Below are 25,131 nucleotides of genomic sequence, written 5' to 3' on the forward strand. Positions count from 1 at the left end.
CTGCCTCTCTCCGGACTACCTTCGCGTTCGCTCATACGCGACCCACCGCCAGGCGGCGGGTGTGGTGGACGAGGCGGTCGGCCAGCAGGTTGAAGCCGAGAGTGAAGGAGACCAGCAAGATCGCGGGAGCAAGTACTGACCAGGGTTGCAGGAGGAGTCCTTCGCGGTTCCGGGAGACGCTGACAGCCCAGTCCGAAGCGGTGGGGCTCAAGCCGAGACCGAGAAAGTTGACCGAGGCGACCAGGAAGACAGCCAGCGTGATGCGGGTACCGAGGTCGGCTGCGACCGGCCCGATGACCGCACGGCCGACGTACCCGAGCTGGATGGTCGCCCAAGACTCGCGCTGCATCCGGAGCGCCTCGACCACTGGCGAGCTCGCGGCGTCCAGTGCGGCTGCACGCACCAGGCGGGCGACGGTCGGGACGTTGACCATGGCAACGGCCAGTGTGATCGCCGGCGCCGACGCCTGCCAACCGACGGCGACCACGCTGATCACCAGCAGGGACGGCAACGGCAGCAGTACGTCGAGTGGCCGGATCAGCAGCTCATCGAGCCAGCGATGCCGGGTCGACGCGGCCACCAAGCCGATCAGCCCGCCGACCGCATAAGCGATCAGCACCGCGCCGAACGCCATCCCGAGCGCCGTTCGCCCACCAACCAGCAACAACCCGAGAACGTCCCGCCCCAACCCGTCGGTCCCCAGCACGCCCGCACCGGAATACGGCAGCCCCGGCGTGGTTCGACGCGAGATCATGGGCCCGACGATCGCTACCAGGAGGGGCACGAGGACGAGCACCGCCGGGATCGCCACCGGCAACCACCGTCGCGCTCTCATCGGAGGAGCTCGGTTCTCGGGACCAGGCGGTTGCAGACGAGGTCGGCCGCCAGGTTGATCAGCAAGGCCGCGACGGCCAGGACGAGCGTGAGGCCCTGGACGGTGGGGATGTCGCGGGTCTCGACCCCATCCACCAGCGCGGTGGCGAAGCCGGGAATGGCGAAGATCGCCTCGACCACCAGCACTCCCCCGAGCAGCGTGTCACCCGTCCGCGCGAGCTCCTGCACCCCCGGTACGGCGGCATTCGGCAGCACGTGCCGCAACAGCAACCGCGCCCGCGGCACCCCGAGCCGACGAGCCTGTACGACGTAGTCCGCGTTCAGCGCCGTGATCGTGCCGGCGCGAACTTGCCGCGACAACAGGCAAACGGTCCGTCCCAACAGCACGGACACCGGAAGAACCAGCAGCACCGGCGAGCTGAGCAGCGAACTGCCGATCCACGTCGCCGGCAGCCAACCCAGCTTGAGCGAGAAGACCGCAACCAACACAACGGCGATCACGAAGTCCGGGATCGCACTCAGCGCCAGTGTCACCGAGGTGATCGCTCGATCGATCCGGCCGTTCTCCCGCGTCCCCATCAAGATGCCCAGGGCGACGGCCAGCGGGATCACCACGGCGAGCGTCGCCAAGGTCAACACCAGCGTCGCCCCGACCGAGTCCCGCACGATCGCGCTCACCGGCCCGCCGCTGATGAGCGACGTACCGAGGTCGCCGGTCAGCACGCCACCGAACCAGTGCAGGAAGCGTTCCAGTGCAGGTTGGTCCAGCCCGAGCTGCTCGCGCAAGCGCGCGACCTGCTCAGGTGAGAGCGTCTCGGTGAATCGCAGGTCCGCCGCGTCCCCCGGTAGCAACGAGGTGAGCACGAAGACCAGCACGGACAGCACCGCGAGCTGGAGGACGGCGAGTGCGGCCCGTCCAGCGGCGTACGACCGCATTCAGGCCAGCCACACCTTGTCGAACCGGCCGAAGTCCACGGTGTTCGGCGGCACCGCCTGCACCCCCTGGACCTTCGGCGAGACTGCGACCAGGTAGTCCGGGAGACCCCAGGCCAGTATTCCGCCCTCGTCGTGCAGGGTCCGCTGAAGCTCGCCGTACTTGGCCGATCGGGCCGCTTCGTCGGTCTGCACCTGCGCCGCCGCGAACGCCGCGTCGAAGGCCGGCTTGCGCCAGTGCGTCACGTTGAACGGCGACTTCGACAGCAGCCGGTCAACCACGTACTGCGGGATCGGCATCGCGCCCGACCGGTGGTTGCCGATGGCACCCTTCGTGAGCAGGTCCTTCGCGTAGGTCTGCGGGCTGCCGGTGGTCACCTTCAGCTTGACTCCGGCCTCCGCCACCTGCTCGGCGAACAACGTCGCCGCCTCGACGAACCCGGCCGACGCATCGGCGGTGAAGATCTCGATCTCCTTGTTGACCAGGCCGGCCTTCTTCAGCAGCGCCTTGGCCTCGGCGACATCCCGCTCCCGCTGCGGCAGCGCGTCCGGGTAGTACTGGAATCCCTTGCCGAACAGGTCGTTTCCCACCGTGCCGCGCCCGGCCAGTACGACGTCAACCAGCCGCTGCCGATCAGCCAGCAGCTTGAACGCCAGCCGGACATCGGGGTTGTCGAACGGCGCCTGGTCGACCTTCATCACGAACGCTTGCATCGTGCTCGCCTTCGCGGCCACGATCCGCACCGACTTCCCCGCCTCGGCGGTCCGCGCGAAGGTCGCGGTCATGTCGTTCGCGTACTCCGCTTGTCCGCCCTGGACCGCGTTCGCCCGTGCTTCGGCATCGGCCGACAGCACGTGCAGTTCCTCGATCCGCGCGGCGCCGTCCCAGTAGTCGTCGTACCGGCTGGCGACCATTGATCGCCCTGCCTCGAACGAGACGAACTTGAACGCACCGGTGCCAACCGGCTCGGTCGGATCCTTGAACCCGTCCCGCACGATCTGCGTACCGATCCCAGCCAGCAACGCCGGAAACTCAGCATTCGGCGCGGCGAGCACGAGCTCGACCGTCCGCGGGTCGACCGCCTTGCACCGGCGCAGGTCGAGCGTCGCGAGCGACGACTGCGCCACCCGATCCGGTACGGCGGGATCCGCGATCCTGGCGAGGCTGTAGAGCACATCCTCGGCGGTCAGCTTGCTGCCGTCATGGAACGTTGCCTCCCGCAACGAGAACCGCCAGGTCAGCGCCTTGCCGTCGTGCTCCCACTTCTCCGCGAGCCGCGGTACCGGCTTCAGATCGGGACCGAGCTCGACGAGCTTCTCGTAGATCGCCTTGTGCCGGGCGATGTCCACGAACAGGCTCTGGACATGCGGGTCGAGCACCTCCTTCGCCCCGCCGCCGGCGTACACGGCGCGTAGCCGGCCACCAGCCTTGGGCTGCGACGACGCCGTACTGCCGCCACCACAACCACTCACCGCCGCCACCCCCAGCGCACCGGCGAGCCCTAGAAAACTTCGTCGATTCAGCGCATCGGACACGCGCACCATCCTCACGTTAGTGAAAACGATTGTCAATTCAGCGCGCATCTGAACGGGACGCCCTCATTCTTTCCGCCGCCCCCGCCGACTGCTCTCCGTAACGGCGTGTCCACTCCTCCCCATCCGCACTAGGCGGTGATTTTTCGGCGCCACACGACGAAAAATCACCACCTAGCGCAGTTCACCTCAAGCTGCGGCAGGCTCGCGGACGGTGGCGAGGGCGTTGGACCAGCTGATCACCTGGTCGAGGGTGGCATCGAGGGCCGGCTCCTGGTGCGGGAGCGGGGTGAACTTCGAGTAGTTCTCGAAGTCGGTGGCCAGCGCGAGCGTGACCTGCGCGCGAACCGTGGCGACCTTGAGCTCGGCCATCACCAGACGCAGGTGCTCGACCGCGCGGGCGCCGCCGACAGCGCCGTAGCTGACGAAGCCGGCCGCCTTGTCGTTCCATTCCGCGAAGAGGAAGTCGATGGCGTTCTTGAGCGCGCCCGAGGTGGAGTGGTTGTACTCCGGCGTGACGAAGACGAAGCCGTCGAACGACGCGATCTTCTCGGCCCAGGCCAGCGTGTGCGGCTGGGTGTACTGCCCCATCGACGGCGGCATCGCCTCGTCCAGGTGCGGCAGCTGGTACTCGGCGATGTCGACCAGCTCGAACTCGGCGTCACTGCGCTGCTTGGCGCGGTCCAGCACCCAGTGGGCGACGGCTTCGCCGTTCCGGCCCGGTCGGGTGCTGCCGAGGATGATCGCGATCTTGGGCATGAGATTCCTTCACGAGAGAAAGTTTGGTGATACGTCACCAAAATACCCGGTTGGGATGACATGTCAACCCAAGGATGGTTTTCAGGTACAGTCGACGGCGGGGTCGTCGCACTCCGCGGCCGGGAAGGCCGGGGTGGGGATCCCGCTCAGCACGCGGTCGAGCAGGACGGTGAGTTGTTTCTGCTCGTCGATGCTCAGGTGGTCGAAGAAGTAGGTCCGAACCGCCGCGACGTGGTCCGGCGCGGCCGCCTCGATCGCTTTCCGGCCGAGCTCGGTCAGCCGGACCATCGAGCCGCGCGCATCCGCGGCGCATTCCTCACGGCAGACCAGCCCGCGCTTCTCCATCCGGCTGACCTGGTGCGACAACCGGCTCCGCTCCCACCCGACCGAACGGCCGAGATCGCGCGTCCGCAGTACGCCGCCCTCCGCGCTCGAGAGGGGGTGCAGAAGGGCGTAGTCCGCCCCGGACAGACCGGAGTTGCTGATCAGCCGGCCTTCGAGGACCCGGGTCAGCTCACGCTGGGTGTCACGGTACGCCTGCCACAGATGCGCCTCGCGCGCGTCCAGCCAGCGTGGTTCCGTCATCCACCCAGTGTACGGACATCTGTTGACATATCACCGAGTACGCGCGTTATGGCGTTCGGGAGAGTGCCACGGCGAGGCCGACGGTGGCGGCCATCAGGATCAGCTCGGTCGCCGCCAGGCGGCGGAAGGCGGCTGGGTTTCCGGTCGAGAGCCTGGGCAACGTCGAGCGCCGGTGCCGCCAGCCGATGTAGACGAGTGCCGCGAACGCGACCGCCTTCGCGAACACCAGAGCGCCGTACCCGGTGGTTACCCATTGGGTGATCAGGGCCCAGCCGTCGGCGCGACCGCCGAGGTGGATCTCGGCGGTGAGCAGGCCGGTGCTGCCGATCGCGATCGCGCAGCCCAAGGCGAGGGTGCTGAAGCGCTCGACCGCGGCTCGGTCGCGGGCATACCGCAGTACGCCGGCCAGTCCGCCGATCCAGGCGGTCGCCGCGAACACGTGCAGGACGAGTGAGGCGGTGGCGGTGACCGACCAGATGCTCGTGCGTTCGATCGCGCCGTGGCCGGTGAGCAACGGTGGAATCAGCGCGACCGCGGTCAACCCCAAGGCAACTCGGGCACCACGGACAGTGCGGACTCCACTGAGCACAACAGCCAGTACGGCGGTCAGTGCGACGACGACGGCCAATGCCCGCACCTGAGTCAGCCCACCGGCGATCGCGGCATGCTCTCCGAGATGCGACAGCGGAATCCCGAGAATCACGACCGCCGACGCGACCAGACCGCCAATGCTCGCAACGGCCCATACGCCGGCCACGATCGCCGCATCCTGACAAACCTTCAAAGCCGTTGCTGGAAGCAACCATGCGCCGGTCAGTGCAGCGCCGGCAACCCAGATCGCCGCCCCATCAGCCACCAACCGAAACCCAGGAACCGCCCAGGACAAAGGCAATCCAGCTCCGAGCAAACCGTCAGGAGCGCGTTCCGGTGCTCCGCCGGCAGCCACCAACGCGACCACCATCACCACAACAGCCGCGATCCCGCCGCCGACCACCAACAGGCGAGCGCCACGCGATCGCGCGTGCGCCTCGCTCCCCGCCACCTGCGGATCTTTCTCGTTCTTGCTCATTGGGCTGGGCGGCGGCGGACTATGACGATGGCCAGGGCTACGACCACCAGCATGACCAGGCACATCGCCACGACTGTGACTGTGTTGGAGTTGTTGGGGGGTGGGGCGGTGGGGTCCACCGCGGGTGCGTCGGGGGCGTGGCCGGCGTGGGTGATGGTAAAGGCGGCGGCGATGGTGATGGGGTGACCGTCGGCGGAGACCACGCGGGCTTCGACTTGGTAGCGGCCGGTTTCGATCATCGCGCCGACCGGTTGGGTGACGGTGTTGTCGATGACCTGGGGATTGCCGGTGGCAACGTTCACGCCCGCCGGGGACTTCACTTGGATCTGGGTGCCGTTGCTGCCGACCGGCTCGTTGAAGGTGAGCACGACCTTGGTGGGCGGGGCGGGCATCGAGGAACCGTCGGCCGGCGTCATCGACTCGAGTTTGGCGTGCGCCGCCGCCGGCCCGGCGGAGAACGCCAGGGCCAGCAGCGCCGCCATCAGAACAGCAACAAGACGACGCACGATTACGACTGCACCTTCTCGGCAGCCTTGCGCGGGCGCAGACCGAGGCCGAGCCCGATCAACCCGAGCAGCAGGCCGGCTCCACCGAGACCGCGAGCCAACGGATCCGACGAACTTTCCTTCTCAGGAGTACTCGCGGCAACCGGAGTGATCGCGGCGGCGAGCTTCAGCGTCGGGGCCGGATGCTCGGGCTCGTCGGCGCCTTCCGTCCGAGGCGCATCCCACTTGACCACCTCACCATCGCTGTAGGTCTGGATCGCCGGAAAGCTGAGCGCGTCCACCTTCTCCGGCAGCCGTCCTACGGACAGCGCGAACTCGTCGAAGTCGTTCGCCGGAATCCCACCCTTCAGCGCCGTCCAGGTGACCGTGGTGATCGCCTCGGACAGCGTGACGTCGCCGACCTTCACCGGAGCGGCGAGCTTCTCGGTGGTCTTCTCGACCTTCCAGCCCTCCTTGACCTGCGCACCGACATGGGCGAACGGGTGGTCCTTGGGCAGCGAGACGACGAGTTTGGTGGTGGAGGTGTCGTCGGATTCGGTCGGCACCCGGAAGACGAGCTTCGCGTACCCACCGGGCTTGGCATCGGGCGACGACACCGTGACGTGCGCCGACGCGGACCCGGCCGCACTGGCCAGGACCAGCGTGGATGCGGCGGCGATCGCGCCGGCCCGGAGGAAGAGCTTCTTGGACATGGGGAAACCTTTCGCGGTCACACGGGATGAACCCGACCGCGACGACGCGGCCGGTCAGAGCGGCACTGGATCCACCCCGGGCGGTCCCCGCCGCGAAACGTTCGACCCGACCCACCGCCGTACCGGCTGCGTCGGCCACACAGCCACCAGTACGGCGCTCTGCGGCCGAACCACCGTGACGACCGGCAGCACCGGCCACAACCGCGCCAGGATCCCGATCACCCGCCGGCCCCACTCCTGCGCGCGGGCAACCGCCAGCACCCCGACGCCCAGGGCGGTCAGATGCGTCAGCGTCATCACCACGCTGCCGCCCATCGCCATCGGCATCGCCATCGAGTGGTGGGCCGAATCCAGAGTCACGTGCACCAACAGCTGCACCGCACCCAGTACGACGGCCACCAGCACCGGCTCGTCCGCCAGGTACTCACCGAGCAACCAGCAGACACCCGTCAACGCCAGCAACGGCGCAACCACGACCGCCGGGACCGGACCGCCACCCGCAAGCACGTGACCGGCTACCGCGACGACGACGCTGAGCGCCGCTACCGCGGACGTCGTACCGGCTTGCGCGCGCACGTGTCCGTCCCCTCACCGAGTCATCGCATCAACTCTACGATCGCAGCTCGGGGAGCGGTTCCTCAGTGGGTGTCGACGAACCGCACAACCGCGTCGCGAAAGACCTCGGGCTCCTCGACGTGACCGAAGTGACCGCTCTCCTGCAGTACCACCAGCTCCGCGCCCGGGATCCCGTCGGCCAGCTCCTGCGCCGAGTTGGGCGGGCAGATGAAGTCGGCGACGCCCACGATCACCAACGTCGGTACGGCGATCTCCGCGAGCCGTGGGCGAATGTCCCATTGGTCGCTCTGGCGGTTCGGATCGATGGTGATGTCGACGAGCTTCTTCCACTCGGTGAGCTGCGGATCGATCGCCTCGAAATCCTTGAAGTAGACCGGCAACAGCCGGCCGAGCACGTCGAGTTGCTCGTCGTGGCTCTCCGGCGAGGCGTTCCACGCGTCCAGCACCTGAGTGGCGAGCGCGTCCCCGGCCGGCCGGGAGGCGACGTACTTCTCGATGTTGGCGAAGGCCTGGGCGCCGAGCTCCGGCCCGTTGTACGCCATCGAGTCGTAGACGATCACCCCGCGCAGCCGCTCGGGGAAGTCCAGCGCGGTCTGCAGCGCGACGAATCCGCCGTGCGAGTGCCCGACCAGGAAGACCTCGGACTCCCCCAGGTGCTCGGCCAGCTTCGCGACGAAGGAGGCGTAGACCTCCATCGAGTAGTCGCCGCCCGGCAGCAGATCGGAGCTCCCGGTACCGACCGGTTCGAGGTAGACCATCGTCAGCCGGTCCTCGAGGTACGGCATCCGCAGGTAGGGCCAGTGGATGCCAGGTCCGCCCGAATGGGCAATACAGACAGGTCCGGTGCCGTGGACGTGGTAGGTGACCCGCACGCCGTCGACCATGAGTTCAGCCACGAAAGAAAGTGTGCCGCATCGTGCAACCGAAGCCGGGGGGCGGCACGTTTGGTGCGGGGAGGGGTGGAGGACGCGTGAAAAGTTCCGACGAACAGGACTATGTCGACTTCGTGCGCCACCAAGCTAACGCTCTGTGCCGGACCTCTTACCTGCTGTGCGGAGACTGGCGACGGGCCGAGGACGCGACCCAGGAGGCGCTGATCAGGTTGTACCGGATCTGGAGCCGGATCCAGCGCAAGGGCAGTGTCAGTGCGTACGCCCGGAAGGTGGTCGTCTCGACCACCATGGACGGGCTGCGTCGGAAGTCGAGTCAGGAGGTGGTCGGCGGTGACACCTACTTCACCGCTGAGCAGGACAGTTCCGATCCTCTCGGAGTCCTGGAGAACCGGCTCGTGATCACCCAGGCCCTCGCCACCCTTCCGGCTCGTCAGCGCGCGTGTGTCGTCCTGCGGTACTTCGACGAACTGTCCGTCGAAGAGACCGCCCTGGCCCTCGACTGCCGTCCCGGAACGGTCAAGAGCCAGACCCTGCGTGCGTTGGAGAAGCTGCGCGAGAATCCCGCATTGGCCCACTTCTCCGAACTCGCCGGGGCGGGGAGGCTGACATGACCCGAGAGCTCAAGGCCCTGATGGACCAGGAGAGCGACCGGTCCGACCACTACTTCGCCCCCGACCCGGCCGCGATCCTCGCCGCCGGCCGGCGGCGCAACCGGGTCCGCAACCTCGGGGTCGCCGCCACCGTGCTGACGGCTCTCGTCGTACTGACCGCTGGGGTCGGCCTGTTCCTGCCCGAGGACGAGGCGCCGGTGGCCGGCCTGCCGGGGCGGTCGCAGGACGCGTACAAGCAGTGCGACACCTCGAACGGACGCCGGCTGGGCAAGGACTCCTGGACCTGGCCGGCGATCGTGAATCTGACCGACGACTACGGCTCGGCCTCCCTGCGGCGTGATCCGAATGACCCGGATCGGGTCGCCTACTGCGTCACCCAGCCGGATCCGCCGTCCGGTGATCTGCCGCTGGGCCAGCGCAACGGCATCCTGGTCCGCAAGAGCAGGGTGGACGCGAAGACCAGTGTGACCTCGGTGTACGGCCGGGTGTACCAGCCCGACGCGACGGTCGTCGTCAAGGTGGTGACCTTCCTGAACCCCACCAAGCAGGACGCCGCGAGCTATGAGTTCAGCGCGCCGTCGGACCCGAGCACCGCCACGATCGGCGGGACGTACTACCTCTACCGAACCGTCGAGAACGCGCCGTGGCCGGGTTACCGCCCGTCGGTGTCGGTGACCACCTTCACAGCTTCCGGACTCCGGGTCATCGCCGGCACGTGGTGATCGCGGCAGAGATCCGATGTCGGTGATCCGATCTCAGGGATGATGGCGGCATGCATGTGCCGGTTCTGGAGGTCGGAGGAAGTCACGTCACCGCGGCGGTGGTAGCGCCGGACGGGTGGCGGGTCGAGGTGGTGGAGCGGGTCGACCTGGCCTCGCAGCAGGCGGCCGAGGCGGTGGTCGCGCAGCTAGCGGCAGCGGCTCGCAAGCTGCCCTGCGTCACCGGGCTGGCAATCGCGATACCGGGGCCGTTCGACTACACCACCGGGGTCGGCTGGTACCAGGGGCAGACCAAGTTCGACGCGCTCTACGGCTTCGAGCTCGGCGCGGCCCTGCGGACCGAGCTCGGGCTGGACCGGCTCGTCTTCGTCAACGACGCGGAGGCCTTCGCCGTCGGTGAGTGGACCGCCGGCCTGACCCGCGGCGTCGAGCGCTGCGCCGGGGTCACCGTCGGCACCGGCATCGGTACGGCGTTCCTCGCCGACGGCAAGGTGGTCCGCGAAGGCGGCGACGTCCCGCCCGGCGGCGAGCTCTACCTGACCCAGTACGACGGCCGCCCGCTCGAGGACTCGATCTCCGGCCGAGCCCTGCTCCAGCGCTATTTCGCCCGCACCGGATCCGCCGAGCCCGGAATCGGCGTCAAGGAGATCGCGGACCGCGCCCGCGCCGGCGAGCAGGCGGCGTCCGAGTCTCTTCGCGCGGGCTTCGCCGTACTGGCTGATGCGCTGCGGCCCTGGATCGACCGCTTCCAGGTGACCCGCACGGTCCTCGGCGGCTCGATCTCCGGCGCCTTCGACCTGGTCCACGACGTGTTCGACTTCGACGTCGTCGCCACCGCCGACACCGAGCACTCCGCGATCATCGGCGCCGCCGCCCACTCCCTCCGCACCCCCTGACCCACGTCCCCACCGGAAGCGCCCGGCGACCGCCGCCCCCACCAACCGCCATCTGATGGGTTCACCCATCAGCTTGTGGGTTCTGCACCCGCCTGCGAGTACAGAACCCGCAACCTCGTGGGTCAACCCATCAAAGGCGGATCCGGTTGTCGGCGGGGGCGGTTAGGTTTCTCGCATGGCTGCTCGGAAGATTGCTGTGCCTCGGCTGCGTGCTCAGTTGGACTCGGTTCTGCCTGCGGAGATCGAGGACGAGACGCGGTTGCTGGATCTGGGGCTGGAGGACATCGACCTGAGTGATCTGGAGGCCGAGCATCTGGAGATCGGCGGCTGCCGGCTGACCCGGAGCAAGCTGGCGGGGTCGGATCTGGAGAAGCTGAGCCTGGTCGACAGCGAGCTGCTGCACTGTGACGTCGCGAACGCGCGGTGGCCGGATGCGGCCGTGACGCGGGTGGCGATCGTCTCCTCGCGGGTGACCGGGTTCGCGGGACCGGGGATGAGCCTGCAGCACACGACCGTGCGGGACACTCTGCTGGACTACGCGTCGTTCCGGTTCGCGAAGTTCCAGAAGGTGGAGTTCACCGACTGCCGGTTGCTGAGCGCGGACTTCGTCGGAGCCGACCTGTCTGGGGCGGTCTTCCGGCGGTGCGATCTGAGCGGCGCGGAGTTCTCCCAGGTCAAGGCGGCGGGAGCGTTGTTCGTGGACTGCACCTGGGACGGGACCAAGGGGCTCGCCGCCCTGACCGGTGCCACGGTGGCCGCCTCGTCCCCGATCGACACCTTGACCTTCACCAGCGCGGTCACCATGGCCGCCGGAATCACACTCGCCCACCCCGACGACGTGGAGTGAGCCTGCCCACGTGCGGGCAGGCCGGGACCAGGGGCCCATTAAGGTGGGGGCTGTGACTGACTCGACGATCATCTACACCCACACCGACGAGGCGCCCGCACTGGCGACGTACTCGTTCCTTCCCGTGATCCAGGCGTACGCCGGGCAGGCCGGTGTCGGGGTCGAGACCCGCGACATCTCGCTCGCGGGCCGGATCATCGCCCTCTTTCCGGAGTACCTGAAGGAGGACCAGCGGATCGCGGACGCGCTGGCCGAGCTCGGTGAACTGGCCAAGACGCCGGAAGCCAACATCATCAAGCTGCCGAACGTCTCCGCCTCGATCCCCCAGCTGAAGGCCGCCGTCGCCGAACTGCAGGCCCAGGGCTACGCGCTGCCGGACTACCCGGACGAGCCGAAGACCGACGAGGAGCGCGAGATCCAGGCGCGCTACGACAAGGTCAAGGGCTCCGCGGTCAACCCGGTGCTGCGCGAGGGCAACTCGGACCGCCGTGCGCCCGCCTCGGTGAAGAACTACGCCAAGGCGCACCCGCACCGGATGGGCGCCTGGAGCTCGGACTCCAAGACCAACGTCGCCACCATGGGTGAGAACGACTTCCGCTCGACCGAGAAGTCGACCGTGATCGAGGCCGCCGGCACCCTGCGGATCGAGCACGTCGCCGCCGACGGGACGACGACCGTCCTGCGCGAGAGCGTTCCGGTGCTGGCCGGCGAGATCGTCGACTCCTCCGTCATGCACGTGGCCGCGCTGCGCGAGTTCCTGACCGCGAAGGTCGCCCAGGCGAAGGCGGACGACGTCCTGTTCTCGCTGCACCTGAAGGCGACGATGATGAAGGTCTCCGACCCGATCGTCTTCGGTCACGCGGTCCGCGCCTTCTTCCCGAACACCTTCGCCCAGTACGGCGAGACGCTGGCCAAGGCCGGTCTGACGCCGAACGACGGTCTCGGCGGCATCCTCGCCGGACTGGCGAAGCTGCCCGAGGGCGACGCGATCAAGGCGTCCTTCGACGCCGAGCTCGCCGCCGGGCCGAAGCTCGCGATGGTCGACTCGGACAAGGGCATCACCAACCTGCACGTGCCGTCCGACGTGATCGTGGACGCCTCGATGCCGGCCATGATCCGCAGCTCGGGCCACATGTGGGGCCCGGACGGCGCCGAGGCCGACACGCTGGCCGTCCTGCCGGACAGCAGCTACGCCGGGATCTACCAGGTCGTCCTGGACGACTGCCGTGAGCACGGCGCCTTCGACCCGGCCACCATGGGCTCGGTGCCGAACGTCGGCCTGATGGCCCAGAAGGCCGAGGAGTACGGCTCGCACGACAAGACCTTCGAGGTCGCGGCCGCGGGCGTCGTCCGCCTCGTCGACGGCGCCGGAGACGTCGTACTGGAGCAGGATGTCGAGCCGGGTGACATCTTCCGCGCCTGCCAGACCAAGGACGACCCGATCCGCGACTGGGTCAAGCTGGCCGTCACGCGGGCCCGGGCGACCGGCGACCCGGCGGTGTTCTGGCTGGACGAGACCCGCGCCCACGACGCGCAGATCATCGCGAAGGTCACCAAGTACCTGACCGAGCACGACACCGAGGGCCTGGACCTGAAAATCCTGGCGCCGGTGGACGCGATCAAGCTGTCGCTGGACCGGATCCGTCGCGGCGAGAACACCATCTCGGTGACCGGCAACGTGCTGCGCGACTACCTGACCGACCTGTTCCCGATCCTCGAGCTGGGCACCAGCGCGAAGATGCTGTCGGTCGTCCCGCTGATGGCCGGCGGCGGTCTGTTCGAGACCGGCGCGGGCGGTTCGGCGCCGAAGCACGTGCAGCAGCTGGTCAAGGAGAACTACCTGCGCTGGGACAGCCTGGGCGAGTTCTTCGCGCTGGCCGCGAGCTTCGAGCACCTGGCCCAGGCCACCGGTAACGCCAAGGCGCAGATCCTCGCCGACACCCTGGACCGGGCCACCGCGACCTTCCTGAACGAGGACAAGTCGCCGACCCGTCGCGTCGGCGGCATCGACAACCGCGGCAGCCACTTCTACCTGTCGCTGTACTGGGCGCAGGAGCTGGCCCAGCAGACCGACGACACCGAGCTCGCCGCCCTGTTCACCAAGCTGGCCGAGACGCTGGCCGCGAACGAGCAGACGATCGTCGACGAGCTGATCGCCGTCCAGGGCTCGCCGGCCGACCTCGGCGGCTACTACCAGCCCGACCCGGCCAAGGCGGCCGCGATCATGCGCCCGTCGAAGACCTGGAACGACGCGCTCGCCTCGCTCTAAATTAAGGCGAGTTAAGGATGCCTTGAGTGCTGTTGCCGCCACTTTCCGTTGCCCGGAGAGTGGCGGCAACTTCATGTTCGAGGAGGCATCGTGGATTCACGACGGGTCGTCAGCAATATCTTCAAAGGCTCGATGGGCAATCTGGTCGAGTGGTACGACTGGTACGTCTACACGGCGTTCGCGCTCTACTTCGCCCCGGTGTTCTTCCCCAAGGGCGACGCGACCAGCCAGCTGCTGAACACCGCGGGCGTCTTCGCCGTCGGGTTCCTGATGCGGCCGGTCGGCAGCTTCCTGCTCGGCCGGTACGCCGATCGGCACGGCCGCCGCGCCGCTCTGACCTTGTCGGTCACGCTGATGGCAACCGGCTCCCTGGTGATCGCCTGTACGCCGGGTTTCGCGACCATCGGTACTGCCGCACCGGTGCTGCTGGTGACAGCACGGTTGCTGCAGGGCCTGTCGGTCGGCGGTGAGTACGGCACCTCGGCGACGTACATGTCCGAGGTCGCGACCGACAGCCGGCGCGGGTTCTTCTCCAGCTTCCAGTACGTCACGCTGGCGTCGGGTCAGCTGGTGGCGCTCGCCGTACAGATCGCGCTGCAGCAGACGCTGTCCAAGCAGGACCTGGCCAGCTGGGGCTGGCGGATCCCGTTCGTGATCGGCGCCGTGGCCGCGGTGATCGTGTTCTGGTTGCGGCGGACGATGGACGAGTCGGCCGAGTTCGAGGCCCAGCCGAAGAACCGCGCGTTCAAGCAGGGTTCGCTGCGGGAGCTGGCCAAGCACCCGCGCGCGGTGCTCACGGTCGTCGGGCTGACCCTCGGTGGCACGGTCGCGTTCTACACGTTCACGACGTACCTGCAGAAGTTCATGGTGAACACGACCGGGCTGGAGAAGTCGCAGGTCACCTGGATCAACTTCCTTGCCCTGCTGCTCTTCGTGCTGCTGCAACCGGTCGGCGGGATGCTCTCGGACAAGATCGGTCGCCGGCCGCTGCTCATCTTCTTCGGCGCCGGCGCGACGCTGCTCACCGTGCCCATCCTCACCGCCCTCGAGGATGCGACACCGGTGACCGCGTTCCTGCTGATGCTCGCCGGACTCGTCATCGTCAGCGGGTACACCTCGATCAACGCGATCGTGAAGGCCGAGCTGTTCCCGACGGCGATCCGCGCGCTCGGCGTCGGCATGCCGTACGGCGTCACCGTCGCGATTTTCGGCGGTACGGCGGAGTACGTCGCGCTGTGGCTCAAGGACGCCGGGCACGAGTCGTCGTTCTACTACTACGTCAGCGGCTGTGCGCTGGTCAGCCTGATCGTCTACCTGACCATGACCGAGACCCGCGGCCGGATGAAGGCCCAGCACTCGAGCGCGCGCCCGGTGGGCCGGCCGCGGACACCAACGGCACAATGACCCAATGCGCACACTCATCGCCGAGGACGACGAGACGCTCGGTCGTTCACTGCGGGATGTGCTGAGCGCCAACGGTCACGAGGTCACGCTGGTCGGCCGCGGCGAGGACGTTCTGCTCCGGCACGCGGAGGCCCAGGTCATTTTGCTCGACCTGGGCCTGCCGGATATCGACGGTCTCGAGGTGCTCCGCAAGCTCCGCCGGGTCGACGACGTGGTCGTGATCGTGCTGACCGCCCGCGACGACGAGCGTTCGGTCGTGCTCGCGTTGCGGCTCGGCGCCGACGACTATCTGACCAAGCCGGTCCGGCTGGCCGAGCTCCTCGCGCGAATCGAGGCCTCGTCCCGCCGGTACCGCCGGTCTGCTCCGGACGGTACGACGTACGAGGCGGGTGGGCTGCGGATCGACTTCGGACTGCGGGAGGTGACCGTCGACGGGACGGTGTTGCACCTGACGCCGATCGAGTTCGACATCCTGGCCGCCCTCGCCCGCCGAGCCGGTACGGCGGTCAGCCGCGAACTGATCCAGGACGAGGTCTGGGGTGATGCGTTCGTCACCAAGTCGAAGGCGCTCGACGTCCATCTGCACCAGTTGCGCGGGAAGCTCGGCCGGCCGGTGATCACCACGATCCGGCGCTTCGGGTATCGGCTCGAAGCATGAGGGCGCGGCTGATGGGCGTGCTGGCGGTCGTCTCGTTCGTGCTGCTCGCGGCGCTGGTGATTCCCTTCCTGGACTCGGTTTCCGACACTCGCACCCAGCAGTTGCAGCTCACCCGGAGTACTGCGCTGAATCGCTTCGCCGGGTTGGCTGGGCGGGCCGACTACAGCGGAATCCTGCTGGAGGCTGAACGTCACCAGGAGCTGTACGACGAGGGTGTCCTGGTCACCGATGCTTCCGGACATGTCGTGGTATCGACGGGCGGGTTGACGATGGCATCGCCTGGTGTGGGAGCTGTTGCGGAGCTGGCGGCCCGGGATCTGCCGCAGCTCACCATTGACACGCTGCGGCCCTGGTCCTCGTCCCGAACCCTCATCGCGGCCCCGGTCGGTTCGCCGCAGGAGCACGCGGGGGCGGTGGTGCTGGCGGTCGACGCGCGGTCCGCTCTGAGCGACGTACGGCGGTCTTGGGCTGTCATCTGTGCGGCGGCCGTGGCTGCACAGTTGTTGTTGCTGTTCATGGCGTCGAAGGCTGCTCGCTGGGTGATTCGGCCGGTGGGTCAGCTGGAGGACGCGGTGGTCGAGCTCGGCCGGTCGGGTGGGTGGAACCAGCCGCTGCAGGCGAGTGGACCGCCTGAGCTGCGGCGGTTGGCGCGGTCGGTGGAGGTGATGGGAGCGACGGTTCAGCGGTCGATCGACGTACAGCGTCAGATGGTTGCCGACTCGTCCCATCAGCTGCGGAATCCGTTGGCGTCCTTGCGGCTGCGGGTGGACGCTCTGGCCCCCGGGATCGCTGGGCTGGCGCATGTGCAGCACGATCTGGAGCGGTTGGAGAACGTGCTGGCGGGGTTGCTGAAGTTGGCCGCGATCGAGAGCCGGATCACTGATGGGCGGGCCGACACGAGCACCGCGACTTGCCTGGTCGAGGCGGTGTTGCAGGACGAGATCGACGCCTGGCAACCGACGGCTGGTGACATCACCCTAGAACTGCACGCTGTTTCCGGGCTGGTGGCCGCCGTCGACGAACATGACCTCGGCCAGCTGGTCGGAGTTCTGCTCGACAATGCCATCAAGTACGCCGGCGCGGGCGCTACTGTCACCGTCTCGTCTTTGCGGGGCGCCGACGGCATTGTCGTGCAGATCGCCGACGACGGTCCCGGCATTCCGTCGTCGGAGCTGGCGCTCGCCACCCAACGCTTCTGGCGCGGCCCTAGCAGGACGGTCGGCACCGGCCTCGGCCTGGCGATCGCCGAACAAACTGCCCTGGCCATCGGCGGTCGGCTCGAGTTGTCGGCCACCGACCCGCACGGCCTCACCGCCACCATTCAGTTGCCGGAGGCACCATGTTGACGTCGGACGTTGTGGGGAGGATGGAAGCCCCGAGCGAGCGGGGCGTGAGTCGGGCGGGGGTGAGTCGGCGGATGGTCCTGCTGGGCGCCGCGGCCCTCCCCCTCGCTTCCTGCGGTCGGGGGCCGGCGGTGGATCGGCTGACGATTGCGGCTGGGGAGGTTGGTGGGTTCTACCTGGAGTTCGCTCAGTTGCTGGCGATTCAGCTGCGAGTGGCCGGCGTGGCTCGGGAGGTGGTGGTCCGGAAGACCGGCGGCAGCACGGACAACCTCCGGCTGCTCGCCTCGCGGGACACCGATCTGGCTCTCAGCCTCGCGGACGCCATCACCTCGGGACCGACCATCCGCGCGCTCGGCCGCGTCTACGAGAACTATCTGCAGTGCGTGGTCCGCGCGGACAGCCCTTACAAGTCCCTGCACGACCTAGCTGGTACGACGATCTCCGCCGGCGCCGCGGGATCCGGAGCAGCCGTCACCGCCGCGCGCCTGCTCACCGCAGCCCGAGTCGACTGCACGCAGGACCACCTCCCGCTGGAGAAGGCCGCCACCGCCCTTGCAGGCAAGGAAGTTGCGGCGATGTTCTGGTCCGGCGGGGTCCCGACCACCACGTTGGACAAGCTCAGTCGCAGTACCCCGATCCGCCTGCTGCCGCTCGGCGACTGGCTCGCCCCACTCCGCCGTACCTTTGGTGCCGTCTACCAAGACGTCCTCGTCCCGGCCGGCGTCTACCGTGCACCCGGCGCGGTCGCCGTACTGGGCATTCCCAACTTCCTGCTCTGCCGCCCAGACCTCCCCAACGCGGTCGCCCGCGAGATCACCACCACCCTGGTCCGCCAGGCTCGTCTCCTGGTCCCACCGTCCGCCGTCGGAGCGCAGTACCTGAATCTGCAGTCCCTGGTCGTCACCACACCGATCCCCCTGCACGCCGGCGCAGCCGCGGAGTACCAGCACCTCTACGGCTAGCAAATGCGTGGCCGTGGACGGAGAAGCGTTCCTACACTGGCGGACATGACAGCGACCCGATCCGTGCTTGCGGCGCAGGCGACGGACTTTCCCCGGTGGTACCAGGACGTGATTGCCAAAGCCGAGCTCGCCGACAACGGGCCGGTGCGGGGGACCATGGTCATCCGACCGTATGCGTACGGGATCTGGGAGCTGTTGCAGGCGGCGATGGACCGGCGAATCAAGGCGGCGGGCGCGGAGAACGCCTACTTCCCGTTGCTGATTCCGGAGAGCTATCTGCAGCGGGAGGCCGAGCACGTCGAGGGGTTCAGCCCCGAGCTCGCGGTCGTCACGCATGCCGGCGGCAAGCAACTCGAGGAGCCCGCGGTGATCCGGCCGACCTCGGAGACCATCATCGGTGAGTCGATGGCGAAGTGGATCCAGAGCTACCGCGATCTGCCGCTGCTGCTGAACCAGTGGGCGAACGTGGTCCGCTGGGAGCTGCGCCCGAGGACCTTCCTTCGGACGACCGAATTCCTTTGGCAGGAAGGGCATACGGCACATGCGTCGGCCGCCGAGGCTCGCGCGTACGCGACCCGGATCGCCGTCGAGGTCTACCGCGAGGTCGTCGAGAACACACTCGCGATTCCGGTCGTGGTCGGCTGCAAGACGCGGCGGGAGCGGTTCGCGGGTGCGGTGAACACGATCGCGCTCGAGGCGATGATGGGTGATGGCAAGGCGTTGCAGATGGGCACGTCCCACGAGCTCGGGCAGAACTTCGCTCGCGCCTTCGACATCGGCTATCTGTCTCGCGAAGGCAAACGCGAACTGGCGTGGACGACGTCATGGGGCAGCTCGACCCGGATGCTCGGTGGGCTGATCATGGTGCACGGTGACGACGCGGGACTCCGCGTTCCGCCGCAGGCCGCGCCGATCCAGGTCGTCGTACTGGCCGTCAAGGACGAGACGCTGCCGGCCGCCGGTCAGCTCGCCGACGAACTTCGGGCGGCCGGTGTTCGGGTACACCTGGACAACCGCACGGATCAGCCCTTCGGCCGTCGTGCGGTCAACTGGGAGCTCAAGGGTGTCCCGCTCCGCGTCGAGATCGGTCCGCGCGACCTCGCCGCGGGCGTCGCCACCGTCGTACGACGTCTCCGCGCGTCAGCCAAGTCGGCCGTGGGAATGGCCGACGTGGTCACCACCGTGACGGAGGCTTTGTCCGCCGACCAGACTTGGCTGCTGGACGAAGCGACCGCTCGCCACGCCGCGCGCACCACAGCGGTCAGCACCGTCGACGAGGCGGTCGAAGCAGCCGCCACCGGCTGGGCCACCCTCCCGTACGACGCCGTCGGCGAGGAAGGCGAGGACCGGCTGGCGACCGCCGGCATCACCGTCCGCTGCCTTCAACGCCCCGACGGCACCCTGCCGGCAGCAGACAACGAACGCGGCTTGACCGCGTTCGTAGCCCGCTCCTACTAACCCACCCCCGCCACCCCGCCTCCCCTCGCCTCCCCTCGCGCAATTTGAGCGGATATCCCCGGAATTGCACCCTTCTCCCCCCAAATTTGAGGGGAGAACCAGCACATTGAGGGGATATCCGTTCAAATGCGCTCGGGCGAGGCGCGGGTGCGGGTGCGGGTCGGGGCGGAGGAGGGTGCGAGGTGGGTCAGGTGTTGTAGGGGGTGGCGGTGAGCTTGAGGGCGGAGGTTGGGGTTGGGGTGGTGACGGTGATCGTGCGGGTTTCGCCGGGGAGGAGCCAGAAGTAGTTGTCGGTGTACGTCGCGGGGAGGACGCGGTTGCCGGCGCGGTCGCGGAGGGAGAGGCGGGTGAGCGCCGCTACCGTCTTGCCGGTGTTGCGGATGGTGGCGGTGAGCTTGCCGCGACCGGCAGTGGACCGTACGTCGAGTTTCGCGGCGGGTAGCGCGTTGAGACGCTGGACGTCGGCAGGCTTGCGGTAGCGCCAGTACGTGTTCTCGGACAGAACTTTGCCAGCGGCATCAGTCAGCTTGAGCCGGAGCAGGTGCAGCGCCGGGAGTTCCGCGCCGAACGGCACCTTGAAGCCGTCCGCCTTGTTGCTGGCGGCAACGGTCAGAGCCTGCTGCTGGGACCCGAGCCGTACGCCGTTCAGGTCGTAGAGCTCGGCGGTCACCGTGGCGGTCAACGGGGTGATGGTGTGGTTGAGGACGACCGTCGTCCAGTCGGTCTGGTTCGCCTGGACGTGGATCGCCTCGCAGCCCTTGCGCGCACCGTAGTAGCTGCCGTTCACGTCGAGGTCGTAGTCGTAGGTCTGCCACACGGTCGAGTGCCATGCTGGGTGCGACATCCACAGCAGCAGCGCCGACGCGTCGGTCCACAGATGCGCGTTCCAGGCCTCGAACATCGCCCGCATGTTCTCGTAGTTCACGAACTGCGCCTTGCGGGTGAACTCCTCCAGCCCACTCGACGCTCCGAGCCGCTCGTCGATCGCGCCGAGGTACGTCTCCGGGTGCTGGTTGCCGTGCGTCGACCAGTCGTGGTGGTACCACGGCGTACCGATCGGCCAGCCTGGATCCTCGGAGCCGACCAGGTTGCGCATGCTCTCCACGACCGGGATCGTCGGCATCCCGATCTCGGTGTGGAAGCCGAAGTTGAAGGTGTCGTAGGTGTTCGCGTCGAAGTACTTGACCGGGTCGACCCAGTAGTACGGCCCGTGCCCGGAGACGAACCCGGCCGCCGAGTCGGGCAGGTAGAGGATCTCGTCGTCCTCCTCGCGCACCGCCGCGGCGATCCCGGCGTCGATCGCGGCCGGCGGGTGCTGCTCGTTCGCACCGCACCAGATCACGATGCACGGATGCGTCCGGTACCGGACGATCGTGTCGCGGGCGATCTCGACGTACCCGGGCAGGTTGTCGGTGAACGGACCAGCCTCCCAGAAGTCGTTCCAGACCAGGATGCCGTTCTCGTCGCAGGCCTGGTAGAACTCCTCCCGCGTGCTGGAGCCGATCCAGTTGCGGATCATCGTGAAGTTCATGTCGCGGTGCATGCCGATCACCGCGCGCATCTTCTCTTCGGGCATCCGGCGCAGCAGTTCGTCCCAGCCCCAGTTGCCGCCGCGGCAGAAGATCCGGACGCCATTCACGCTGATCTTCAGCGGTACCGGCGCGTTGTCGACCTCCTGCACCGTGCGCCACTCGTTGCCGTCGTCCGACACCTGGACCTCGAACAACGACGCGTACGCCGTCTCCCACAACAACTCGATCCGGTCGAAACTCTTCGGCGTACCGAGGTCGACCTGGATCCACTGGTCATCGCTGTACGCCGAGGACCAGCGACTGCCGTTGTTGCCGTCGATCGCGTTCTGGGCTGGGCTCCCGTCGTCGGACGAGGCGGTCGCCGTACCGGATCGGGCGAGGTCGACCGACGGGTCGGTGCTGTCCTTGATCGCCAGTGTCCACAGCGAATAGCCCCAGCCGGTCGCGCGCCGGCGGCCTTGGATCTTCAGGTAGCGCGCGGTCTGCTGGGCGATGTTGACGGTCTGCAGGGCGCTGTTCGTCGCCGGGTCGATCTTGATCGGGATCTCGTAGTCGTAGCCGAACTCGCGGATGCCGAAGGTGGTGGTGCGGCTGTCGCTCGTGGTGCTGCCGATGCTCGCGGTGACCGTGAGCGCGTGCAGCGCGGGATCGCCGTACCCGTTGGGCCACCAGAGCTTCGGGTTGTCGATCGTGACGGTGTCGAAGGCGACGTTCGCACGCGCGCCGGCTTCCAGCGTCACCGTCTTGCTCACCGTGTGTCCGTCGAAGGAAGCCTTCACCACAACGGTTCTGGCGCTGCCGGCGGCGTTCCGGACCGGCACACTGATCGTGACAGTGGCCTGGTCGGCGCGCGGCACCTTCGTCACCACCCGCGCGTCACCCAGTACGGCGTCGCCCGTGAAGCGCAGGCGGACGTGGTTCCAGATCCCGGCGGCGCGGTCGCGAACCGCAGGCATCCAGTCCCAGCCGGACGCGGCGAGCAGTGTCGGCGAGTCGAGGTACAACGTCGCCGCCTGGACGAACGCTTGACCTGCAGCACCCTTGTCACCGGCCGAGCCAGGGTGCGGCATCGGGCTGATCTTCACGGCGAGCGCGTTCTTCGCCTTCAGTACGGCCGTCACCTCGAAGGCTGCGCGGGCGAACGGATGCTTCACCGTGCCGACCGAGACGCCGTTCAGCCAGACATCCGCCTGGTGGTTGATCCCGTCGAACTCAAGCCAGGCGCGCGTCCCCGAGCCGGTCGGGCGGTCGAACTTCCGGTGGTACCACCAGGCATGCCGACTGAGTGCCTCCGGGATCTCGAGGTTGTTCATCCCCTCGACCGGATCCGGGAAATGCCCTTCCTCCACCAGCGCCCCGAGCACAGTGCCCGGGACGACCGCGGGCAGCCAGGTCGACGTGTCCTGACCGGACTGCGCGAGTACGGCGCCATCCGCCGTACCGGCGAAGGCGTCCATGGTCAGCGTCCAGCCGGACTCGATCGGGAAGGTGCCGTCGGCGGCCTTGGTCAACGCCGGCGGCTGGTCGGCGTGCCGACCCCAGTCGGTCCAGCCGGTTGCGGGCGGTCGGGCGGAGGTCGTCGTACCGTAGACCTGGAAGCCGTTGAGGCCAAGGGCGTTCGTGTTCGCCTGGCGGCTCGCGGTCAGCCGGACGTACTGCGCGGTGACCGGGCTGTCGAGGGTGACGTCGACGATGCCGCCGGCGCTGCCGCTCGCCTGGTGCACCGTTCGCCACGTGGAACCGTCGGTCGACGTGTCGACGCGGAAGTCCAACGGCGAGCTCGAGAGCAGCTCCTGACCGGTCGTGTTCCCGTACGGGTTGCCGCCGGAGAAGTCGAAGGCGGGGTCGGTCGAGGTCGCCTCGAAGGTCAGGCGCACGGACTCCACCCGGCACTTCGCCTGCAAGTCCACCACCAGCCACTGCGGATCGTTGCCTGCCGCCCGCCAGCCCGAGCCCCGGACGCCCGGGACCGCCAGCCCGTCGACCGCGAACTGCGGCGGCGTGGCGGCGTACGCGGTCGAGGACGCCCGCACCGGGCGGTAGCGGGCCAGGTCGATCTTCGGCGCAGCCGCCGCTTCGGAGGCGGCGACCGGCAGTGTCACGCTCGCCAACAGCCCACCGCTCGCGGCCAGGAACGTACGACGGGACAACGGATCCACGAGAGCCTCCAGGGCGGACTGGAAATTTCGTAAATAACACGAGCCACCCGGGAAGTTACTTCAACTGCTGAAGTATGTCTACGGGGCGAGGTATTTGCGGACGTCGTCGGCTACCTGGGCCCGGTGCGCCATGCCGTATTTGCGCAGGATCGCACTGAGGTGCGTCTTCACGGTGTTGAGGCTGATGCCCAGCTCGGCCGCCAGCTGGTCGTTGTCGAGCCCGTCCGCGAGCAGCACCGCGATCCCCTGCTGCGCCTTCGTCAGCCCGGCGAACCGCCGTTCCGGGCCTTCGTCGGTCTCCATCAGCATTTCGATCAGCTCGGACTGGATGTGTTCGGTGGTGTCGATGATCCGGACCAGGTGACCGTGCACGCCCGCGGTCACGCCGTCCTCGACCATCGCCTCCGTCGCGATCTCCCGGATCGACGCGATCCGGTGCGCGAGGTACTCCATGACGTGGTCCGAGGTCAGCAGGTCCGGCCCGACATCGCCCGCCGGCAGCCGCCGCAGCGCGTCCCGATCCTCGCCTTCCCGGGTCAGCACCCGCTCGACCACGCCAGCAAGCCACTCAAACGCCCGTACGGCGTTGTCGTCGTAGCTGTGCGGTTCGTAGCTCTGCATCGACAGCATGCCGAACAGCTGATCCGGCCCGTCCTTCACCGGCCGGAAGATCGGCACCGTCACCACATCTTCCGACCGCCGCCCTACCTCACCGATCGGTACGCCGGCATGCAGCACGGCCCCGTTGTCGTAGGCGAACCGGTACGTCTGGCGGTGCTTCAGCAGCCACGCCGTCTGCCCGTTCGGACCGAACCGGTGCGTGTCCGGATCGACGTACCGGCCGTCGTCGTAGCCATACGGGTAGCGCACCCGGCTGGTCCCGTGCAGGAACCCCACGTAGAACGTGTCCACCCGGGCGATCTTCGCCGCCACGAACCGCACGTAGTCGTACAGCCCGTAGTGATCGGCGCGGAACAGCGCCTCGATCTTGTGATAGGCCTCGCGCAGGATGATCGCGGTCTCGGCGTCAACCCTGAGCGGGGCCGGTCCGTCTTCCGGCACGACCCACCCCTGCTCTATCGATCAACTCCTGATCATGCCGAAGCTCCCGCCGAAAGCCAAGGTGTAATCCACAGCGACCGGGGATCCAGGTACGGCGCGAGCGCGGCACTGACCTCCGGATCCTCGGTCCCGTTCAGGTGCCCGGAGGCGATCCGGTAGGTGATTCCGGCCAGGAAATCGGCGATCTGGACGCGGTGGTCGACGAAGGAATCGAGCTGGTCGACGGCGGCGATCGCCGGGCTCGCCTGGCGGAGAGCGGCGATCCGGGCCGGGGAAAGGGTGGTCTGGCGGTCGTGGGCGATCAGGACCGGGGTGCCGTCGCTCCAGAACTCGGCCGCGCGGACGATCGCGGGCAGCAGAGGATCCAGTCGAGGCAGTACGCCGGTCTCGTGGGCGCGGATGAAGTCGTTGGCCGCGTCCAGGAAGCGCCGGGCCTGTTCGGTACGGCGATAGGCGTCGTACAGGAACGGGATGGTCGCCGGGCGCGCGCCGAGGAGGTCGACCAGGCCGGTGATCAGAAAGTAGGTCTTGTCGATCACGAACACGCTGGCGTTGCCGGGCAGCGGACCGTCCGGGCCGAGGAACCAGAGCAGCGTGGCGCGATGCTTGGCGCGGAGCAGGTGGTTGGCCTTGTACATCGTCGCGGGTGACCGGATCCGGTCACGCAGCTCGGCGACACACGCCGCCGCGGTCTCCTCGTCCAGCCGGATGCTCGCGTGCGCGAAGACGTCCGTGACGCCACCGACGAGCTTCTCGCCCTCATATCCGGACTCGTCACAGACGATGGTGGTCGGCACATGTCGACTCTCTCACCGCGCGCAACCGCTTTTG

At 68.1% G+C, this 25,131-nt stretch carries 23 protein-coding genes; 10 read left to right on the forward strand and 13 right to left on the reverse strand.

The annotated features are described in order from the left end of the window. Positions 1-31: 31 nt before the first annotated feature. The 10 genes from ABZS29_RS03380 to ABZS29_RS03425 form a co-directional block, all read right to left on the reverse strand. Entirely contained in the window at positions 32-835 is an 804-nt protein-coding gene (locus tag ABZS29_RS03380) for an ABC transporter permease subunit (protein ID WP_355458113.1), read from the reverse strand. Further along, complete coding sequence (locus ABZS29_RS03385) at positions 832-1,770, reverse strand: ABC transporter permease (protein ID WP_355458115.1); 939 nt, start codon at positions 1,768-1,770, stop codon at positions 832-834. Before ABZS29_RS03385 ends, ABZS29_RS03380 begins: the two co-directional genes overlap by 4 nt. Next, positions 1,771-3,303, reverse strand: a complete 1,533-nt coding sequence (locus tag ABZS29_RS03390) for an ABC transporter substrate-binding protein (RefSeq protein ID WP_355458117.1) — start codon at positions 3,301-3,303, stop codon at positions 1,771-1,773. It lies immediately after the preceding gene. Positions 3,304-3,489: 186 nt separating this feature from the next. Next, positions 3,490-4,059, reverse strand: a complete 570-nt coding sequence (locus tag ABZS29_RS03395; RefSeq protein WP_355458119.1) for an NAD(P)H-dependent oxidoreductase — start codon at positions 4,057-4,059, stop codon at positions 3,490-3,492. An 81-nt stretch (positions 4,060-4,140) separates the two neighbouring features. Then, the gene (locus ABZS29_RS03400; RefSeq protein WP_355458120.1) at positions 4,141-4,644 is read right to left on the reverse strand and encodes a MarR family winged helix-turn-helix transcriptional regulator; all 504 of its coding nucleotides are present in this window, start codon (positions 4,642-4,644) and stop codon (positions 4,141-4,143) included. Between the two features lie 46 nt (positions 4,645-4,690). Beyond that, a complete protein-coding gene (locus ABZS29_RS03405) occupies positions 4,691-5,713 on the reverse strand; it encodes a CopD family protein (protein WP_355458122.1) in 1,023 nt (340 codons plus the stop codon). After that, positions 5,710-6,219 carry a copper resistance CopC family protein gene (locus ABZS29_RS03410; RefSeq protein WP_355458124.1) on the reverse strand — a complete coding sequence of 170 codons (510 nt, stop codon included), beginning with the start codon at positions 6,217-6,219 and terminating at the stop codon, positions 5,710-5,712. The genes ABZS29_RS03405 and ABZS29_RS03410 overlap by 4 nt, the downstream gene beginning before the upstream one ends. A gap of 2 nt (positions 6,220-6,221) precedes the next feature. Then, complete coding sequence (locus tag ABZS29_RS03415; protein WP_355458126.1) at positions 6,222-6,911, reverse strand: YcnI family protein; 690 nt, start codon at positions 6,909-6,911, stop codon at positions 6,222-6,224. A 54-nt stretch (positions 6,912-6,965) separates the two neighbouring features. After that, positions 6,966-7,487: a hypothetical protein gene (locus tag ABZS29_RS03420; RefSeq protein ID WP_355458128.1), complete on the reverse strand. Its 522-nt coding sequence runs from the start codon at positions 7,485-7,487 to the stop codon at positions 6,966-6,968. A gap of 62 nt (positions 7,488-7,549) precedes the next feature. Next, positions 7,550-8,383: an alpha/beta hydrolase gene (locus tag ABZS29_RS03425; RefSeq protein WP_355458130.1), complete on the reverse strand. Its 834-nt coding sequence runs from the start codon at positions 8,381-8,383 to the stop codon at positions 7,550-7,552. 74 nt (positions 8,384-8,457) lie between these two features. Between ABZS29_RS03425 and ABZS29_RS03430 the strand changes: the two genes are divergently transcribed. From ABZS29_RS03430 to proS, 10 genes are all read left to right on the forward strand, one after another. Then, complete coding sequence (locus ABZS29_RS03430) at positions 8,458-8,991, forward strand: SigE family RNA polymerase sigma factor (RefSeq protein WP_355458132.1); 534 nt, start codon at positions 8,458-8,460, stop codon at positions 8,989-8,991. Next, positions 8,988-9,713, forward strand: a complete 726-nt coding sequence (locus tag ABZS29_RS03435; protein WP_355458134.1) for a hypothetical protein — start codon at positions 8,988-8,990, stop codon at positions 9,711-9,713. The genes ABZS29_RS03430 and ABZS29_RS03435 overlap by 4 nt, the downstream gene beginning before the upstream one ends. Positions 9,714-9,763: 50 nt before the next feature. Beyond that, on the forward strand, positions 9,764-10,606 hold the full coding sequence (locus ABZS29_RS03440; protein ID WP_355458136.1) for an ROK family protein: 843 nt from the start codon (positions 9,764-9,766) through the stop codon (positions 10,604-10,606). A gap of 175 nt (positions 10,607-10,781) precedes the next feature. Beyond that, complete coding sequence (locus ABZS29_RS03445; protein ID WP_355458138.1) at positions 10,782-11,453, forward strand: pentapeptide repeat-containing protein; 672 nt, start codon at positions 10,782-10,784, stop codon at positions 11,451-11,453. A gap of 52 nt (positions 11,454-11,505) precedes the next feature. Then, a complete protein-coding gene (locus ABZS29_RS03450; protein WP_355458140.1) occupies positions 11,506-13,722 on the forward strand; it encodes an NADP-dependent isocitrate dehydrogenase in 2,217 nt (738 codons plus the stop codon). Positions 13,723-13,812: 90 nt separating this feature from the next. Next, complete coding sequence (locus ABZS29_RS03455; RefSeq protein ID WP_355458142.1) at positions 13,813-15,126, forward strand: MFS transporter; 1,314 nt, start codon at positions 13,813-13,815, stop codon at positions 15,124-15,126. A 4-nt stretch (positions 15,127-15,130) separates the two neighbouring features. Further along, a complete protein-coding gene (locus ABZS29_RS03460; RefSeq protein ID WP_355458143.1) occupies positions 15,131-15,784 on the forward strand; it encodes a response regulator transcription factor in 654 nt (217 codons plus the stop codon). Then, complete coding sequence (locus ABZS29_RS03465; protein ID WP_355458145.1) at positions 15,781-17,130, forward strand: HAMP domain-containing sensor histidine kinase; 1,350 nt, start codon at positions 15,781-15,783, stop codon at positions 17,128-17,130. Before ABZS29_RS03460 ends, ABZS29_RS03465 begins: the two co-directional genes overlap by 4 nt. A gap of 44 nt (positions 17,131-17,174) precedes the next feature. Then, positions 17,175-18,089 (forward strand): TAXI family TRAP transporter solute-binding subunit, encoded by a 915-nt coding sequence (locus ABZS29_RS03470; protein ID WP_355458147.1) that lies wholly within the window; start codon positions 17,175-17,177, stop codon positions 18,087-18,089. 45 nt (positions 18,090-18,134) lie between these two features. Further along, the gene (proS, locus tag ABZS29_RS03475; protein ID WP_355458148.1) at positions 18,135-19,547 is read left to right on the forward strand and encodes a proline--tRNA ligase; all 1,413 of its coding nucleotides are present in this window, start codon (positions 18,135-18,137) and stop codon (positions 19,545-19,547) included. Between the two features lie 187 nt (positions 19,548-19,734). Here the strand turns inward: proS and ABZS29_RS03480 are convergent, their stop codons facing one another. The 3 genes from ABZS29_RS03480 to ABZS29_RS03490 all read right to left on the reverse strand — a co-directional run bounded on the left by ABZS29_RS03480 (position 19,735) and on the right by ABZS29_RS03490 (position 25,097). Next, entirely contained in the window at positions 19,735-23,238 is a 3,504-nt protein-coding gene (locus ABZS29_RS03480; protein ID WP_355458149.1) for a discoidin domain-containing protein, read from the reverse strand. 78 nt (positions 23,239-23,316) lie between these two features. Then, positions 23,317-24,300 (reverse strand): LuxR C-terminal-related transcriptional regulator, encoded by a 984-nt coding sequence (locus ABZS29_RS03485; RefSeq protein WP_355458151.1) that lies wholly within the window; start codon positions 24,298-24,300, stop codon positions 23,317-23,319. Between the two features lie 32 nt (positions 24,301-24,332). Continuing rightward, a complete protein-coding gene (locus ABZS29_RS03490) occupies positions 24,333-25,097 on the reverse strand; it encodes a hypothetical protein (RefSeq protein ID WP_355458152.1) in 765 nt (254 codons plus the stop codon). Positions 25,098-25,131: the final 34 nt, after the last annotated feature.

This window comes from Kribbella sp. NPDC005582 (assembly GCF_040605415.1).
In the GTDB taxonomy this organism is placed as follows: domain Bacteria; phylum Actinomycetota; class Actinomycetes; order Propionibacteriales; family Kribbellaceae; genus Kribbella.

What these genes read in the sequence shown, in the direction of transcription:
- ABZS29_RS03380 (WP_355458113.1), bottom strand. Translation starts at nt 835, where the DNA reads ATGAGAGCGCGACGGTGGTTGCCGGTGGCGATCCCGGCGGTGCTCGTC.
- ABZS29_RS03385 (WP_355458115.1), bottom strand. Translation starts at nt 1,770, where the DNA reads ATGCGGTCGTACGCCGCTGGACGGGCCGCACTCGCCGTCCTCCAGCTC.
- ABZS29_RS03395 (WP_355458119.1), bottom strand. Translation starts at nt 4,059, where the DNA reads ATGCCCAAGATCGCGATCATCCTCGGCAGCACCCGACCGGGCCGGAAC.
- ABZS29_RS03400 (WP_355458120.1), bottom strand. Translation starts at nt 4,644, where the DNA reads ATGACGGAACCACGCTGGCTGGACGCGCGCGAGGCGCATCTGTGGCAG.
- ABZS29_RS03405 (WP_355458122.1), bottom strand. Translation starts at nt 5,713, where the DNA reads ATGAGCAAGAACGAGAAAGATCCGCAGGTGGCGGGGAGCGAGGCGCAC.
- ABZS29_RS03415 (WP_355458126.1), bottom strand. Translation starts at nt 6,911, where the DNA reads ATGTCCAAGAAGCTCTTCCTCCGGGCCGGCGCGATCGCCGCCGCATCC.
- ABZS29_RS03435 (WP_355458134.1), top strand. Translation starts at nt 8,988, where the DNA reads ATGACCCGAGAGCTCAAGGCCCTGATGGACCAGGAGAGCGACCGGTCC.
- ABZS29_RS03440 (WP_355458136.1), top strand. Translation starts at nt 9,764, where the DNA reads ATGCATGTGCCGGTTCTGGAGGTCGGAGGAAGTCACGTCACCGCGGCG.
- ABZS29_RS03445 (WP_355458138.1), top strand. Translation starts at nt 10,782, where the DNA reads ATGGCTGCTCGGAAGATTGCTGTGCCTCGGCTGCGTGCTCAGTTGGAC.
- ABZS29_RS03460 (WP_355458143.1), top strand. Translation starts at nt 15,131, where the DNA reads ATGCGCACACTCATCGCCGAGGACGACGAGACGCTCGGTCGTTCACTG.
- ABZS29_RS03465 (WP_355458145.1), top strand. Translation starts at nt 15,781, where the DNA reads ATGAGGGCGCGGCTGATGGGCGTGCTGGCGGTCGTCTCGTTCGTGCTG.
- proS (WP_355458148.1), top strand. Translation starts at nt 18,135, where the DNA reads ATGACAGCGACCCGATCCGTGCTTGCGGCGCAGGCGACGGACTTTCCC.